Origin of the sequence: Bacillus pumilus (assembly GCF_038738535.1) — a bacterium.
Classification (GTDB): Bacteria; Bacillota; Bacilli; order Bacillales; family Bacillaceae; genus Bacillus.
Window position 1 is genome coordinate 2,992,835 of the sequence record NZ_CP046128.1, and the last position, 14,789, is coordinate 3,007,623.

13 protein-coding genes and 1 tRNA gene are annotated in these 14,789 nt (G+C 42.9%); 3 read left to right on the forward strand and 11 right to left on the reverse strand.

Annotated features, from left to right (window positions below; translation table 11 throughout):
• Nucleotides 1-38: 38 nt before the first annotated feature.
• Nucleotides 39-1,448, forward strand: a complete 1,410-nt coding sequence (locus GKC25_RS15345; RefSeq protein ID WP_034660057.1) for a polysaccharide deacetylase family protein — start codon at nt 39-41, stop codon at nt 1,446-1,448.
• 15 nt (nt 1,449-1,463) lie between these two features.
• On the opposite strand, the gene abc-f is transcribed toward GKC25_RS15345, so the two are convergent.
• The 9 genes from abc-f to GKC25_RS15390 all read right to left on the reverse strand — a co-directional run bounded on the left by abc-f (nt 1,464) and on the right by GKC25_RS15390 (nt 11,171).
• A complete protein-coding gene (gene abc-f, locus GKC25_RS15350; RefSeq protein ID WP_342689977.1) occupies nt 1,464-3,023 on the reverse strand; it encodes a ribosomal protection-like ABC-F family protein in 1,560 nt (519 codons plus the stop codon).
• A gap of 334 nt (nt 3,024-3,357) precedes the next feature.
• Nucleotides 3,358-4,128 carry an ABC transporter ATP-binding protein gene (locus tag GKC25_RS15355; protein WP_034660059.1) on the reverse strand — a complete coding sequence of 257 codons (771 nt, stop codon included), beginning with the start codon at nt 4,126-4,128 and terminating at the stop codon, nt 3,358-3,360.
• Entirely contained in the window at nt 4,122-4,940 is an 819-nt protein-coding gene (locus GKC25_RS15360) for an ABC transporter ATP-binding protein (RefSeq protein WP_342689844.1), read from the reverse strand. The genes GKC25_RS15355 and GKC25_RS15360 overlap by 7 nt, the downstream gene beginning before the upstream one ends.
• Nucleotides 4,903-5,790, reverse strand: coding sequence for a nickel/cobalt ABC transporter permease (opp1C, locus tag GKC25_RS15365; RefSeq protein WP_095285780.1), 888 nt, complete (start codon nt 5,788-5,790; stop codon nt 4,903-4,905). Before opp1C ends, GKC25_RS15360 begins: the two co-directional genes overlap by 38 nt.
• 5 nt (nt 5,791-5,795) lie before the next feature.
• Nucleotides 5,796-6,725: a nickel/cobalt ABC transporter permease gene (opp1B, locus tag GKC25_RS15370; RefSeq protein ID WP_034660061.1), complete on the reverse strand. Its 930-nt coding sequence runs from the start codon at nt 6,723-6,725 to the stop codon at nt 5,796-5,798.
• A 15-nt stretch (nt 6,726-6,740) separates the two neighbouring features.
• On the reverse strand, nt 6,741-8,372 hold the full coding sequence (gene nikA, locus GKC25_RS15375) for a nickel ABC transporter substrate-binding protein (RefSeq protein ID WP_095285759.1): 1,632 nt from the start codon (nt 8,370-8,372) through the stop codon (nt 6,741-6,743).
• A 122-nt stretch (nt 8,373-8,494) separates the two neighbouring features.
• Nucleotides 8,495-9,664, reverse strand: a complete 1,170-nt coding sequence (locus GKC25_RS15380; RefSeq protein WP_342689236.1) for a macrolide family glycosyltransferase — start codon at nt 9,662-9,664, stop codon at nt 8,495-8,497.
• 168 nt (nt 9,665-9,832) lie between these two features.
• Nucleotides 9,833-10,723, reverse strand: coding sequence for an ABC transporter substrate-binding protein (locus tag GKC25_RS15385; protein ID WP_223249916.1), 891 nt, complete (start codon nt 10,721-10,723; stop codon nt 9,833-9,835).
• Between the two features lie 372 nt (nt 10,724-11,095).
• Nucleotides 11,096-11,171 (reverse strand) — tRNA-Arg (locus GKC25_RS15390).
• Between the two features lie 252 nt (nt 11,172-11,423).
• Between GKC25_RS15390 and clpP the strand changes: the two genes are divergently transcribed.
• Nucleotides 11,424-12,020, forward strand: a complete 597-nt coding sequence (gene clpP, locus GKC25_RS15395) for an ATP-dependent Clp endopeptidase proteolytic subunit ClpP (protein WP_034660066.1) — start codon at nt 11,424-11,426, stop codon at nt 12,018-12,020.
• A gap of 59 nt (nt 12,021-12,079) precedes the next feature.
• Here clpP and GKC25_RS15400 read toward each other — a convergent pair whose 3' ends face one another.
• Complete coding sequence (locus GKC25_RS15400; RefSeq protein ID WP_034660067.1) at nt 12,080-12,658, reverse strand: TIGR00730 family Rossman fold protein; 579 nt, start codon at nt 12,656-12,658, stop codon at nt 12,080-12,082.
• Nucleotides 12,659-12,795: 137 nt separating this feature from the next.
• Here GKC25_RS15400 and GKC25_RS15405 point away from each other — a divergent pair, with 137 nt between their 5' ends.
• Nucleotides 12,796-13,137, forward strand: a complete 342-nt coding sequence (locus GKC25_RS15405; RefSeq protein ID WP_034660068.1) for a MazG nucleotide pyrophosphohydrolase domain-containing protein — start codon at nt 12,796-12,798, stop codon at nt 13,135-13,137.
• A gap of 28 nt (nt 13,138-13,165) precedes the next feature.
• On the opposite strand, the gene GKC25_RS15410 is transcribed toward GKC25_RS15405, so the two are convergent.
• Nucleotides 13,166-14,788 carry a SulP family inorganic anion transporter gene (locus GKC25_RS15410; RefSeq protein WP_342689845.1) on the reverse strand — a complete coding sequence of 541 codons (1,623 nt, stop codon included), beginning with the start codon at nt 14,786-14,788 and terminating at the stop codon, nt 13,166-13,168.
• Nucleotide 14,789: the final 1 nt, after the last annotated feature.

The following is a 14,789-nucleotide window of genomic DNA, read 5'->3' on the forward strand; positions in this document are numbered from 1 at the left end:
ATAAAGAATGGCCCGTCATGAGAGGAGATTTGAACGTTGTGTCATTAAAGGGAAAATGGAGTATCAGCCTATTTGCACTTGCGATCATCATTGGAGTCGTTGCTTTCTTTCAAAATCAACAAGCAAGCGGTACAGAGAAGAAAAATGTAAAGCAGGATACGAACTATAAAAATGTCGAAATCGTTACTCTCGTAAATGACGGGAAATTTATGAGATATGCAGTCAACTATCCTCTTTTTCATCAAAAACAGCTAGATGACAAGATTCAAAGCTACGCCAATTCAGCATTAGAGCATTTCAAAAAGACTTTTAGTGAAGCCAAGGACATCGATGAAAACAAACGCTTTGAACTGAATATTGATTATGATATGGTGCATTATGCGAAGCAGTCTGCTGCTATTCGCTTTACGACTTATACCTATACAGGTCAGCAAAATGGGATCACCAATCATCTCACGATCAACTATGATTTTCAGAAAAAAACCTTTCTTGACACAAAAGATTTATTTCTGCCTAAAACCAACTTTTTGAAGAAATTATCCTACATTACATATTCAGAGCTTCTAAAGGACAAAACCTTATCTAAGGATCAGACTCTCCTTCAGAAAGGAACAGCCCCTACTGCTCAAAACTTCAGTCAATTTGCCTTGAAAGAGAAATATGTAGAATTTTATTTCCCAGCATCTCAAGTAGCCGACAAGGATCTTGGTCCGCAAACACTCGCGATTAAAAAGACGCTGCTGAAAGATATATTAAAGCCAGAATATATGAATAAAACCAATAACCAAAATGAAATGAAAGAACCAAATCCGAAAAGAAAAGCCGTCAAGCTGCCGCAAAAATCAAAGCTTGACCCTAATAAAAAAGCCATCGCCCTCACATTTGATGATGGTCCGAACCCAGCGACAACATCAAAAATTTTAGATGCATTAAAGGCAAATAAAGGACATGCGACCTTTTTCGTATTAGGCAGCAGGGTGCAGTATTATCCTAGTATGCTTGCAGATATTCTAAAAGGCGGGAATGAAATCGGAAACCATTCTTACAGTCATCCTTTATTAACAAGACTGCCTTTAAAGGAGGCGGTGAAACAAGTGAAGGACACCCAGCAGTTGATTGAGAAAGCGAGCGGGTATACACCTACGCACTTTAGACCGCCATATGGTGGAACAAATCAAGACATCAATCAAGCGGTTGGGATGAAGGTCTCTTTATGGGATGTTGATCCAGAGGATTGGAAAATTCGCAACAGTCAGCAGATCACAAACCACGTTCTCTCACATGCAGCAGATGGCAGAACAGTGTTAATGCACGATATTTATGACAGCTCAGCTCAAGCAGCAGTGAAGATCATCCATGAGCTCACCAAACAAGGCTATCAGCTGGTCACAGTAAGTGAACTTGAACAATTAACAAAAGAACGGCATGAACAAGCCCCTGTGCAGTAAACACAGGGGTTTTCTTTATGACTCCAAAGACTTCTTTTGTTTCAATAATGCTTGAAATGTCTCTTCCAGCTCCTGAGACGGCTCAATACTTAAACGGCTGAGCACTTCAGACAGCTGCATATCAATTAAAAGAAGCTCCTCTTCTCTTTGTGTAACAGCTGGTTTGTCGTCCTTTTGTTTATACGCTTCATATGTGCTGTCAAATGCTTCAATTCGTTTTTCGTGAACATGGAAAATACGAGTGGCCACCTTCTCAATCAGTCTGCGATCATGGGATACAAACACAACGGTACCCGGGTAATCCTTCAATAGACCTTCGAGCGCTTCAACTGCCGACAGATCTAGAAAGTTCGTCGGTTCATCCAGCATGAGGACATTGGCATCGCTGACAAGCAAGGACGCAAGCATGGTCTTCACCCGTTCTCCCCCGCTTAACACCCTAACAGGTTTATGCACATCATCCCCTCGAAATCCGAGTCTCGCTAAAACCGTTCGTACCACTGTCTCATCTTGAACAGCCTCTTTCAGCGCATTTTGTAAAATCGATTCATCTACCTTCAATCCTGAAAGATCCTGACGAAAATAGCCGAGCTTGACAGCTTCTGAGCGAGACACTCCGGGATGCCCATTCACCAGCATTCGGAGAAATGTCGTTTTCCCGCTCCCATTCTTGCCGATAATGGCGACTTTGTCCCCGCCTCTCACTTCCACATTTGCCTGCTTCCAAAGCAATTGATCGCCCGCCTTGCCATCTACATTTTTCACTCGCAAAATAGTACGGCTCGCTACTTCCTTCATTGTATGCTGAGTCATTTGAATGGGCTGAATGTCTTTTACTTTCTCAACCTTTTCTAATTTCTCCATCCTTGTCTCAATGGATTTGGCTGTTTTTTGCAGCTTTTTTTGCTTATTTGCATAGTAGGGCTTTGCAATTTTTGGCCCTGAGGATTTCAGCTTTTGGGATGGCTTTGTTGCTTTGTCGGCTTTTTTCTTTTTCTTTTCAAGCGCATGCTCTAACTGTTTCTTCTTTTGTGTATAAGCTTCGTACGCTTCCACCTGCTGACGATGCGCCAGCTCTTTTTGCTGTGCAAATTGCGAGTAGTTGCCTTTGTATTGATTAAGCCGTCCATGATCCAGCTCCCAAATCTCCGTACATACCGCATCTAAAAAAGCACGATCATGTGAAACGACAATGAGGGCCCCTTGATAATGATGCAGCTTCTCTTCCAGCCACTCAATGTGCTCTGTATCTAAATGAGTCGTCGGTTCATCTGCTAATAAAAGGGCAGAAGGACGGTTTAACGCTCTTTCAATATAAGTCTGGGTCATCTCACCACCGCTCTGTGTGCCATCCGCTTGTTTCAGCTGAGGAAGCAGTGTACAAGTTGTTGTGGCAGCAAACGTGCCACTGTCTGGTTTCTCTTGCCCCGCCAGCACATGCAATAAAGTCGTTTTCCCGCTGCCATTTGTTCCAACAAGGCCGATGCGGTCATCTTGATGGATGGCAAGCTCCTCAATATCAAATAACAATCGATCTTTTCGAAAAATCTTTAACTGATTGGCTTTTAATAACATCCAACCCTCTCCTTTCGTATCAGGAGACATGAAAAAGCCTCCCATTCTCAGAATAGGAGGCAAAATGGTGTACAAAAATAAGCAGATCAATCCAGGATGACGTGCCGCGTTCCTATCTGAACACACACATCCCCCGTATCAATCACCTCATTCTTTGATTCCCAAGCTGTACCATCCTATTCCGAAGCTAAAAAATGAAAACGCAGCAAACATGGCAAACCAATCGTTTGCTCACTGCCTTCGTTTTTTCATTTTGCTTACAGGTCATAGGATTAGTACTTCATTGCATTGGGTCACCCTTCCGTCGTTTGTTACGTATACGATAAAAGATTGGTTATTTTTTGTCAAGCTGAAATGGCATAAGTGAGTCCATTAATTTCAGCGTAAATGGGTGGACCGCATCAAGCAGTTCATCCTTTTTGCATTCTTCCACTATGCTTCCTTCATGTAAAAAAAGGAGACGATCACATAGATACACCGCCGCTTCTATATCATGAGTAATCATAAGGATGGTCATGTCTAGCTCTTGTTTTAATGTCTCGAGCAGCTCCAATAGTTGCACCTGAACAGAGACATCCAGTGAGCTCAGGACTTCGTCTAGTATGAGAATGGCTGGATGCGTTGATATGGCTCGTGCAATGCACACTCGCTGGAGCTGACCGCCGCTTAGCTGATGTGCATATTGATACAGCAAAGAAGAGGGTAGTCTGACTTGTTCAAGCAACGATAAAACCTTCTGATCCACATTTTTTTCCTGCTTTAACAATCGCATAGGCTCAGCAACGATTTCTTTCACCGTAAAGGAGGGGTGAACAGAAGATCGATAATCCTGAAAGACAACACTCATTTTTCCTCGGTTCATCTTTCGCCATGTGTCAGCTGGCTTTCCATCAATCTGTACCTTGCCGCCATCTATTTTTTCTAAACCGAGCAGAATTCTTGCCAATGTACTTTTGCCGCTGCCGCTTTCACCGACTAACCCGGCACATTGTCCTTTTTCGATTTCAAACGAGACGTTTGATATGCGTGGTTTTGACTGCATTTGTCGAGAGAAGAAACCTTTCTTCTCTCCATGCTTGATGAGGCTATCAGCTGTAATCAACATGGAAATGCCCTCACTCTCTGCTGCTGCCGCAGTGCTTCAAGAGGCACAGATAATCGGCGCCTCGTCTCAAGTAAATGCTTCGTTTGAGGATGCTCAGGCGATGTGAATACCTTATCAGCTGGGCGATGCTCAAGCATCTCGCCTTGATGCACCACCAACACCTCGTCAGCGATCGCCTGAACGACGCCTAAATCATGCGAAATGATGATCAAGGCCGCGCCTGTTTCTTCTTTCAGCCTCTGTAATTGCATGATGACTTCACGCCGATTATATGCATCAAGCGACGCCGTTGGCTCATCGGCAATGATCACATTAGGAGAAAGCATCATCGTGATCGCAATCATCACTCGCTGAAGCATACCGCCAGATAATTCATAAGGATATTGCTTCAACAATTCATTTGGATTTTTTAAATGAACACGCTCAAGTCCTGCGATAGCATGTGCTTTCCCTTCTTTTCCTTGTAAGCCCAAATGACGCTGGAACGTTTCCATCATTTGATGACCAATGGTTTCGATGGGATTGAACGCATTCATCGCATCTTGTGAGATGAAGCCAATTCGTTTGCCTCGCCACTGCTCAGCTGTCTGAGTTGTCAATGTTTCGCCGTCAAACATGATCGCTCCCTCCACTTCTAGCGAAGAAGGAATCAAGCCAATTAACGCTTTTGCGACGGTTGATTTTCCGCTTCCACTTTCTCCAATAACAGCTAAACAACGTTGTTGCTGTAGGGAGAACGTTATGTTCGCCACTAAATCCTTTTGCTGCACTGGATCATGTACGGACAGATTTTTTACGTCGATGAAAAGCAAATGGTCTCCCTCCCTTTTGATTGTTGTGATGCATGGCAGGGGTCGTGGCCTGCTGAAGGCTGTCTCCTAAAAAGTTCAGCGCCATGACCACAAATAAGATGGCAAGGCCAGGCACAAGCATATGGGCTGGATGTGTCACCATGACATTCTTCGCTTCGTTGAGCATCATCCCCCATTCCGGTGTAGGTGCGCTCACGCCTAACCCAAGAAAAGACAGAGCAGATATATTTAAGATGACCCAGCCCGCATCAAGTGTCGCAAAGACAGCAATTTCTCCTGAAATGCGAGGAAATAAATGCTTCCTCAGTATGTAAAATGGGGAGCCGCCAGACACTTTTACATACTGAACAGATGGTTCATTCGCATACTGCAGAACGGACGAACGAATCATTCTTGTATACCAGGCCCATTTCGCTAGGACATTCGCCAAAATAATATTGAATAATCCAGGCCCCAGTATCCCCACAACAGCTAGAATCATCACTTCTGCTGGGAAGGAGAGCATAACATCACACAGTCTCATCAACACGCCATCCACTTTTCCTCGGAAGAAGCCCGCCATGAGTCCAAGTGTGCTGCCAATGAGCATCGTGATACACATCGTCAGCATGGCCGCAAGCATCGTAGTCCGAATGCCATATAAAAGCCGTGACAATACGCATCTCCCGAGCTGATCCGTTCCGAGCGGATAAGTCAGGCTGATGCCGGCATATTTTTGAAGAATGTTCGTTTCTGTTGGATCATGTGGTGCTAACACTGGTGCAAACAGTCCTGCTAAAGCGACAAGTGCTAACAGCCAGATAGAAACAACCGCCATACGGTCTTTTCTTAATTGATGCCATCCTATCATCATTCTCAGACCTCCTTTCGCAACTGCGGATTCATGGTCATTTGCACAACATCAGCCATGAGGTTACACACAACAAAAAGGAACCCCATCACAAATAAATAGGCTTGAATCATAGGGAAATCGGCATGGAAAATAGCTGTTACACACAACCGGCCAACCCCTGGCCAAGCAAAAAGATTTTCAATAATAACTGTGCCAGCAATGAGTTTTGGGATAGACATGCCAAGTGCTGTCACAGCTAATTGAAGTGCATGTCTCATCACTTTCAGTTGAACAGCCCGTTCCTTTAAACCGCGAGCTCTTGCATAAAAAACAAAGGGCTCGTGCTGAAATTTCAGGATTTGATTGCGGATCAGTCTCACATAGGTTGATAAGTACCCAAGTGATAGTGTGACAGCTGGTAGAAGAATTGATTTGAATCCTTCCATTCCACTCGTATTGACCCAATTGAATTTGACAGAAAAAAGCCAAATAAACAAAATCCCTAACCAAAAACTAGGCATTGAAGCAGCGATAAACACAAAGGCTCTCAGTACTCGGTCTACCCATGTATGAGCAGCATATGCACAGATCACTCCGAATAACAAACTCAATACAATGATGAAAAAGAGCGCTGCTCCTGCAAGCTGCAATGTGGCAGGCAGCGCCTCCATGATGAGATCAAAAACTGGCTCTTGTGTAACATAACTCCTGCCAAAATCACCTGTTAATCCATCTTTAAGCCATGTGGCATATCGTATAAGAAATGGCTGATCTAAGCCTAGCTCCTGCCGCATCGATTCAATCATGTCTTCTGTTGGAGTGACTTGATTCACCCGCAAAGCGACCTCAGCTGGATCACTTGCCCGCATCGTCAGCAGTACAAAAGCAAAGAAGGTGATAAAGATCATGAGTGGGAAAAGCAGTAATATTCGTTTTAAGAGATAGCGTGTCATCTTTCTGCCTCCGCTTTATGAAGAAAAATACATACGGTCAAAGGGAATTTCATACTGTGACACATGAAAACCTATGCCTTTCAGGCGCTTATTATAAACAGCCTTTGTCACAGAATAAGAAATTGGGATGTAGACATTTTCATCATGGATATACATCAAGATGTCTCGATACATTTGTTTCCGCTTTTGCTCATCTGGTTCTACCAATACTTTCGTAATCGTCTCGTCCAGCCACTTTTTCTTCTTCAATCCTAACTGGGCTTGATAATCAGCATGCGATGCTACGCGGAACGAAGAAACATAGGTTTGTGGATCATAAGGAAGTCCCCACGATAGCGAGTACATCAGATCGAATTTCCCTGTTTTTTGGCGATCTAAAAACGCCTGTTTTTCTTCTCCTCTAATATCCAGCTTGATCCCCACTTGCTTGAAATCTTGTTGAATGGATTCACTTATCGTTCTTTCACCTGCATTATCGGAATTATAGTAAATGGCGACACTCAGCCTTTTGCCATTTTGATAGCGGTAGCCGTCTTCTTTCAGCTTCCAGCCTGCCTCATCCAGTAATGCCTCTGCTTTCTCTTTTTGATAGGTTTTCTTTTTCAGCGGGATATCTGCGTAAGGAACGGACGGGGCAAGCAGCGTATGTGCCACCTGTTCCGTTCCATTTAAAATGCCTTTTGTGATCATCTCTTTTTGAATGGCATATTGAAACGCTTCTCTGACTTTCGGATCTTTTGTCATTGGCTGGTTTGAATTGATGACGATCGATCTTGAACCAACAGGAGGACTCACGGTCACACCGTATTGACCTGCTTCCTTTAAAGCCTGGAATGAGTCTCCGTCGATCATGTCGCCATCTGCTCCAAATAAGAGATCAATCTCTCCTTTTTGCAGGGCAAGTAAAATCGTTTGGTGATCCGGCATGACTTTCCACTTTACTGTTGAAATTTTTGGCTTTTTCCCCCAGTAGTGGTCATTCGCTTTAAAAACGGCATATTGATTTTTTTTATGTTCCTTTAGCACATAAGGACCTGTGCCTGCATAGCTTTGAACTCCTTTTGCTGTCGTTCCATCAATGAAGCTTTTTGGAGAAATAAAACGGAAGGGGCGTGTTAAGCCCAGTTCTTCTAACGTAGGGTAATAAGGCTCCTTTAACGTAAGAACAAATGTATCGTCATCCACCGCCTTTGTGGATTTGATTTCGGATACGAGATTAAGCCAAGCGTTCTTTTCAATATTTTTGACGACAGCGTCCATGTTCATTTTCACTGCCTTTGCATTAAAAGGCTCGCCATCTGAAAAAGTCACGCCTTTTCGAAGGTGAAAGGTGTAGGTCCTTCCATCTTTTGAAATATCCCAGCTTTTCGCTAAGGCAGGCTGAACGCCTTTCTCGGTATTGACGACAAGCGATTCAAACACCATATTTTGAGCGGCCATCTCTCCACCATATAAATGGGGATTGATGTCCCTTATATCTTTTGTACTTGCATACACCAGCTCATCTTCTTCTCTGTCATTCATGCTGGAAAATGCTTTATTATCAGAGCATGATGCCAATAAAAAACATGCCATGACTGAAAACAGCATCAAGGTGTATGTTACATAGGATTGCTTTTTCTTTATGTAAACAGGCTGATCACTCATATGTACTTCCCCCAAATTTATATTATCGTAATCATTACGATTATTAATCGAAATGATTACGAATTGAATAATATCATACAGAAATGGGGAATACAATCTCTTTTTTTATCAAAAAAACAGACTCACGATTGAGTCTGTTTCGTTTGCAACAATTGATCGATCACCCGCAATGCTTTTTCTGTTCTACCTGCTGTTTGGAAGCTTTCTTCAATTTTTTCAATCCCAGCACGGTACGTGTCACTTCCCAGAACAGATTCCACGGTTTCTCTTAGCTGCTTTGCTGTCAGCTGATCTTTATCAAGTGCACGGGCAGCAGATAGCTCTGTCAGTCTTTGTGCGACCATCGGCTGATCTTTGTCGATCGGAATGACGACCATCGGAACGTGATAATGAATGCCTTCATTGACACTGTTCATTCCGCCATGGGTCACAAACACATCTGTCAGCTCAAGCACTTCAAGCTGCGGTACATAAGGTTCTATCAGAAAATGAGACGGCGCCTCTTTCAAGAGAGACCGATCCACTTTTTCACCTGTTGCGAGCACCACTTTTCCGTCAAAGTCGGCAAAGGCATCAATACACATATTAAAAAATGCTTCTGTATCCCCAAGTACGGTGCCCATCGAAATAAAGACGACTTTTTCTTGCTCAAGTGCTTCCAGCGGGAAATCATGCTGATCTGCCCTTTTTAGAAAGCTCGGTCCAATGAAAACAAACGAGTCGTTCACTGCATCGACAGACGGCTGGAAATATTCACTTGTATACACGATATTGAGCTCTCCGCGGTTTTTCATGAATTGCATCAAACGCGTTGGCTGAACGCCAAAACGCTCTTGTATGTTTTCTAACAGATGACCGGCTTTCTCATCCTTTCTGTATAGCGGTGTATCAAAATGCGCCTCTTGCAGCACAAAAGATGGGTTTGAGCCGATCCCTGGAATTTGTAAGTAATCTCGAACAAGCTCCCCTGCCCCAAACATATCAAAATAGACAAAATCAAATGAATGCTGCTGAGAAAGTGTTTCCACCACCTCTAAAATATCAAATGATGTTTGCAGCATGGCATGAAAGAACGGCTGCATGGAATCGAGATTTCCTTCATCCACATGTAATGTACGAATATAGTCTGGATGTTTATGTACGTGAGCTCCTAAGCGTTTGATTCGCTGCTCATAATGTACAGTTGTGACCGCATGTACTTCATCTCCTCGATCCGCCCATGCTTTGATGATCCCTAACATAGGGTTCACATGCCCTTCAGCTGGAAATGTAATCAATAAAATCTTCGCCACAAGAAATCCCTCCTCATTGTCAATTCTCTTCCATGTTAATCATATACAGCCAGCAGGCTCAACAAATACGCCTGTAAAGGGAAGAAATGAGTCTTATGGCCAGTATTTTAAGAGATGACAAGAAGAAAAAAGACAAAGCCCCATGTTATGTGCTTTGTCTTTTTTCTATTATTTTTTGAGCAGCATTTGTTTAAACGCAGCAGACTGTTTTTCAATTGAGATCGGATCTGCATAGATAAATTCGTTGATTGAATAATAAAGAACATGTCCCTGCTTCACCGCTCGATTCTTTTTCCATACACCGCTGTTTGTGATATCAAGATTCGGTGCTTTTCCATCCTTTGTGGGTACAAGTAAATAGTCACCTGTATACTGGTTCATCTCTTCTAATGAAATACCAAGATAGCCTTCTTTCGGAAGAGCTTTTTCTGCCTTTTCAGGCAAGCTGAACCCATAGCCTTGATAGATGACTTCCCCGCCGCGGCCAAAGTCTGTACCAAATAAGTAAACTTGCTTTGGCTGCACGTCCATAATGGAGAACGTCTTGTCATCACCAATTTTTGCTTTGACCTCTTTGCCGTCTTTCTTCAGCTGCTCGTCCATTTCTTGTATTTGTTTTTTCGCTAACGCTTCTTTTCCAAGAATCTTTCCGATTTCAATATGCATCTCTTTGAAGCTGTGTTCACTTGTCGTAAACGTGATCGTTTTGGCAATCTTTTTATACTTTTCAATCTGTTCGTTTTGGGAATATGCAATGATCAAATCAGGCTTTAGCTTGGCAATCGCCTCCACATTTTCGATCGGTACACGCTTCACACCTGATTCATCTAAAAACGACGATTCTGGGTAAACATCTGTCATGCCAACAGGTGTCACACCTAACTTTTTAAAATTTCCAAGCTGCGCTGTTAACACAACAACACGCTTCGGCTTGGCGGGAATGGTGATCTTTTCACCCGTTTCAGTTGTATATGTACGTGTACTTGCTGCTTGCTCTTTATTCTCTTTCTGCCCGCATGCCACTAATAATAATGCCAGCAGACTGACCAGCCAAATCATTTTTTTCACTAGTGAAACCACCTTTAATTGAGAATGATTATTAATTATAGCATAAATGGCTAGTCATAAATGAAAAATTTTAAAAGTGAAGGATATATATGTGTAAACGAAAAAACCCTCTCAAAGGAGAGGGTTTCAGCGTGTAGACAAACCCTCGCATTCGGTGTCAGTCCTGTGCGCCGATGCTCACGAATGTTAAATTCGCTCCGCTTCGGTGCTCGTCCTTCCTAGACTTCAAAGGTTTTCTATCATGCTGAAAAGAAGACAAAGGGCTAAAATAAAGATCATTTTAGCCCTTTGTCAACAATCTGAAAACCCTCTCAAAGGAGAGGGTTTCATTGGACCTTTATCGGTCGTGAACAAGATCAAGTACGCGCTCGGAGGGATTCGAACCCCCGGCAGACGTGGTACCGGAAACCACCGCTCTATCCAACTGAGCTACGAGCGCACGATATGTTTTTGAACGTCAGCATATCAAATTATAAGGGAAATGCTGCAAGAAAGCAATGATTAATCATCAGTCCTGAACATGTATTTTCTTCTTTTGGATACATAGACTAATATGATGGTTTGAAGTGGAATGAGTTTGGGGAAAATGGATAGGGGTATTTGAATTTAGGTCAGCGTTTTGTTTGACCTTTATTGACCAAAAATGTATCATTGAATTACATACTTACCTAAAAGGTGAAGGAGGAACATTATGAATTTAATACCTACAGTCATTGAGCAAACAAATCGTGGGGAAAGAGCTTACGACATTTATTCTCGTCTTTTAAAAGACCGTATTATCATGCTTGGTTCTGCGATCGATGACAATGTTGCCAACTCCATCGTGTCACAGCTGCTTTTCTTAGAAGCTGAAGATCCAGAAAAAGATATTTCTATCTACATTAACAGCCCTGGCGGTTCGATCACAGCTGGTATGGCCATTTACGATACGATGCAATTTATTAAACCAAAGGTATCAACCATTTGTATTGGTATGGCTGCATCTATGGGTGCGTTCCTGCTTGCTGCTGGTGAAAAAGGTAAGCGTTATGCCCTTCCAAACAGTGAAGTCATGATTCACCAACCACTAGGTGGTGCCCAAGGTCAAGCAACAGAAATTGAAATTGCGGCAAAACGAATCCTTTCTTTACGCGATAAACTGAACCAAGTACTTGCTGAACGTACTGGTCAGCCAATTGAAGTGATTGAGCGCGATACAGATCGTGACAACTTCAAAACAGCGGAAGAAGCACTTGAATACGGACTTATTGACAAAGTCTTGACCCGTAATTCAGAAGAACAAAAATAATATGACAAAACAAACCGTCTGCTCCTTGAACAGACGGTTTTTTGTGATTCAAAAACGCTTTAAGACAACTCTGTCCATTTCTGCTGAAGAGATGGTGTTTGATAAGAAGCCATCTGCGTGATTAATTCCTCCGGTTCGCTGGAAGCATGTAACAATTGAAGGTGTGATTCATTCGAAAAACCTTCCTGTACACTAAACTTCACCATGTCAATGAGCGGATTGAAATACTCATTCACTTGATACAAGCCGATTGGCTTTTGGTGGATGCCGATTTGTGCCCAGCATAGCACCTCAAATAATTCTTCATATGTACCAAAGCCGCCGGGCATCGCAATAAATCCATCAGCCAGCTCGCTCATTTTCGCTTTTCGTTCATGCATTCCTGTTACCTCGATTAATTCTGTCAGCTCTTGATGCACAACTTCTCCTCTAAAAAGCCCTTTAGGCATGACCCCAATCACTTGCCCGCCTTGTCTTAAAACCTCATCTGCAATGGCACCCATTAATCCAATTCGTGAACCGCCGTATACAAGACGGATGTCTTGCTCTGCCATATAAGTCCCCAGCTCTACAGCCTTTTGTTTGTAGACGTCCTTCACGCCTGGATTCGAACCAGCAAACACACAAATCGTTTTCATCAGAACAGCTCCATCTCTCTCTATGATTTCTTCTCCCCACTCATTCTACTATAATTAATTGTAAAAAAACAGCCGATCTATCTATATATAGTGTAAAATCAAAAGGCAAACACCATATAAGGAGCTGTATAAAGAAAATGCAAACAACGGAGATGGAGAAGTGGATCAAGGATTTTTATGAAATGAGAAATTGGACAAAATACGGGCCGTTTATCCGGTTAGGCTTCCTCATGGAAGAAACGGGAGAACTCGCTCGTGCTGTTAGAGCAATAGAGATCGGACGTGACCGGCCTGATGAGCAAAGACAAAAATCATCCGAGTTGAAGAAAGAACTCGTTGAAGAAATGGGTGATGTGTTAGCGAATCTACTTATTTTAGCCAATCTCTATGATGTCACAGTAGAAGAGGTCTTCTCCTCTCATCAACAGAAACTCACAAAGCGTTTTTCAGAAGAAATAGAGCAAGTGAAAAGCACGTGACCACATTGTCACGTGCTTTTTTTCCACCTTATAACTGCTGTGGCGAGATATCATCTGTTCGTTCAAAGAAATGCTGCTTTCCAATATGATGAAAAAGACCCGTTCGACGCAAAAGCTCTTTAGGCTGTGATTGAAGTCCGACAATCATCAGCTTTCCATTATGATGCTTTAAACGATTGGAGATATTCATCAGAACCGCTTCTGCTGATGTGTCCATATAATTGACTTTATTCATGAGCAGAATGAGCGTTTTCGGCTTTGTCTGAACATGGTCCAAAATCGAATTTTCCAATGAATCTGTTGTTCCGAAAAACAGCGGCCCTTCAATGGAGTACATACTGATACCTCGCTGGTCTGTCTGTTTTTCTAAAGCAGCTGCCGTTTCCATTTGGGGAACCGCAACATTAGTATGAATGCTGGTAGTCTGGCTCATTTTTTTGATAAAAGCGATAAATGCTAAAATGAGACCTGCGGTGACGCCAATAATCAAATCACCGATGACCGTCAGCAGGAAGGTCACAACAAGTACAAGTGAATCCGCATTTTTCACTTTTACAATATTGATAAACTCTTTTTTCTCACTCATATTCCAAGCAACAAACATTAAAATCGGTGCCATCGCAGCAAGTGGAATCATCGACGCATATGGCGCAAATAGCATTAAGATGAGCAGCACGACGACGCCATGTACCACACCAGAAATCGGGCTTGCTCCGCCATTTTTGATGTTTGTTGCCGTACGGGCAATCGCCCCAGTCGCCGGAATTCCTCCGAACAGCGGTGCCGCCATATTGGCGATCCCTTGTCCGACAAGCTCCTTATTGCTGTCATGCTTTGAGCCTTTCATATTATCAGCAACCATAGCTGACAAGATTGACTCCACTCCGCCTAAAAGTGCAATGACAATCGCTGGAGGCAGGAGGTATATCATTTTTTCAATTGTTAATTCAGGAAAAGCGAAGCTTGGCAGCTGACGAGGAATTTCCCCATATGCCGAGCCGATCGTTTCAACTTGTCCTTGGAAAAAGAGAACAGCTAGAAACGTTGAAGCCAATAGACCTAATAGAGCACCAGGTATTTTGGGAATGTATTTTTGAGCCGCCACAATCACGATGAGCCCAATAACGGCTGTGATGATGGCAAGACTGTTTGCGGTACCGAGATGGACCACAATTTCTCTCATATTGAGGAAAAAGCTTTCATGTTTTTCAACACCCTTTAATCCGAGGAAGTTGGCAATCTGCCCTAAAAAAATAATGACAGCAATGCCAGCAGTAAAGCCGATGATAACCGGACGAGGAATAAATTTCATGAGCTTCCCTAGTTTGAATATTCCGAATAATACAAGCATACAGCCTGCCATAAAACCGGCTATGAGTAGGTTTTCGATACCATACTGGCTGACGATACCAAATAAAATCGGAACAAACGCCCCAGTCGGCCCGCCGATCTGATACTTTGAACCACCAAACAATGAAATCAAAATGCCGGCAACGATGACTGTGTATAATCCATATTCTGGTCCGACACCAGATGCAATGGCAAAAGCCATGCCTAAAGGAATTGCCACAACGCCCACGACAAGCCCAGCGATTAAATCGCGTCTAAACTTTGATGAATCATATCCTTCAAATCTTCCATAAAAACGCATG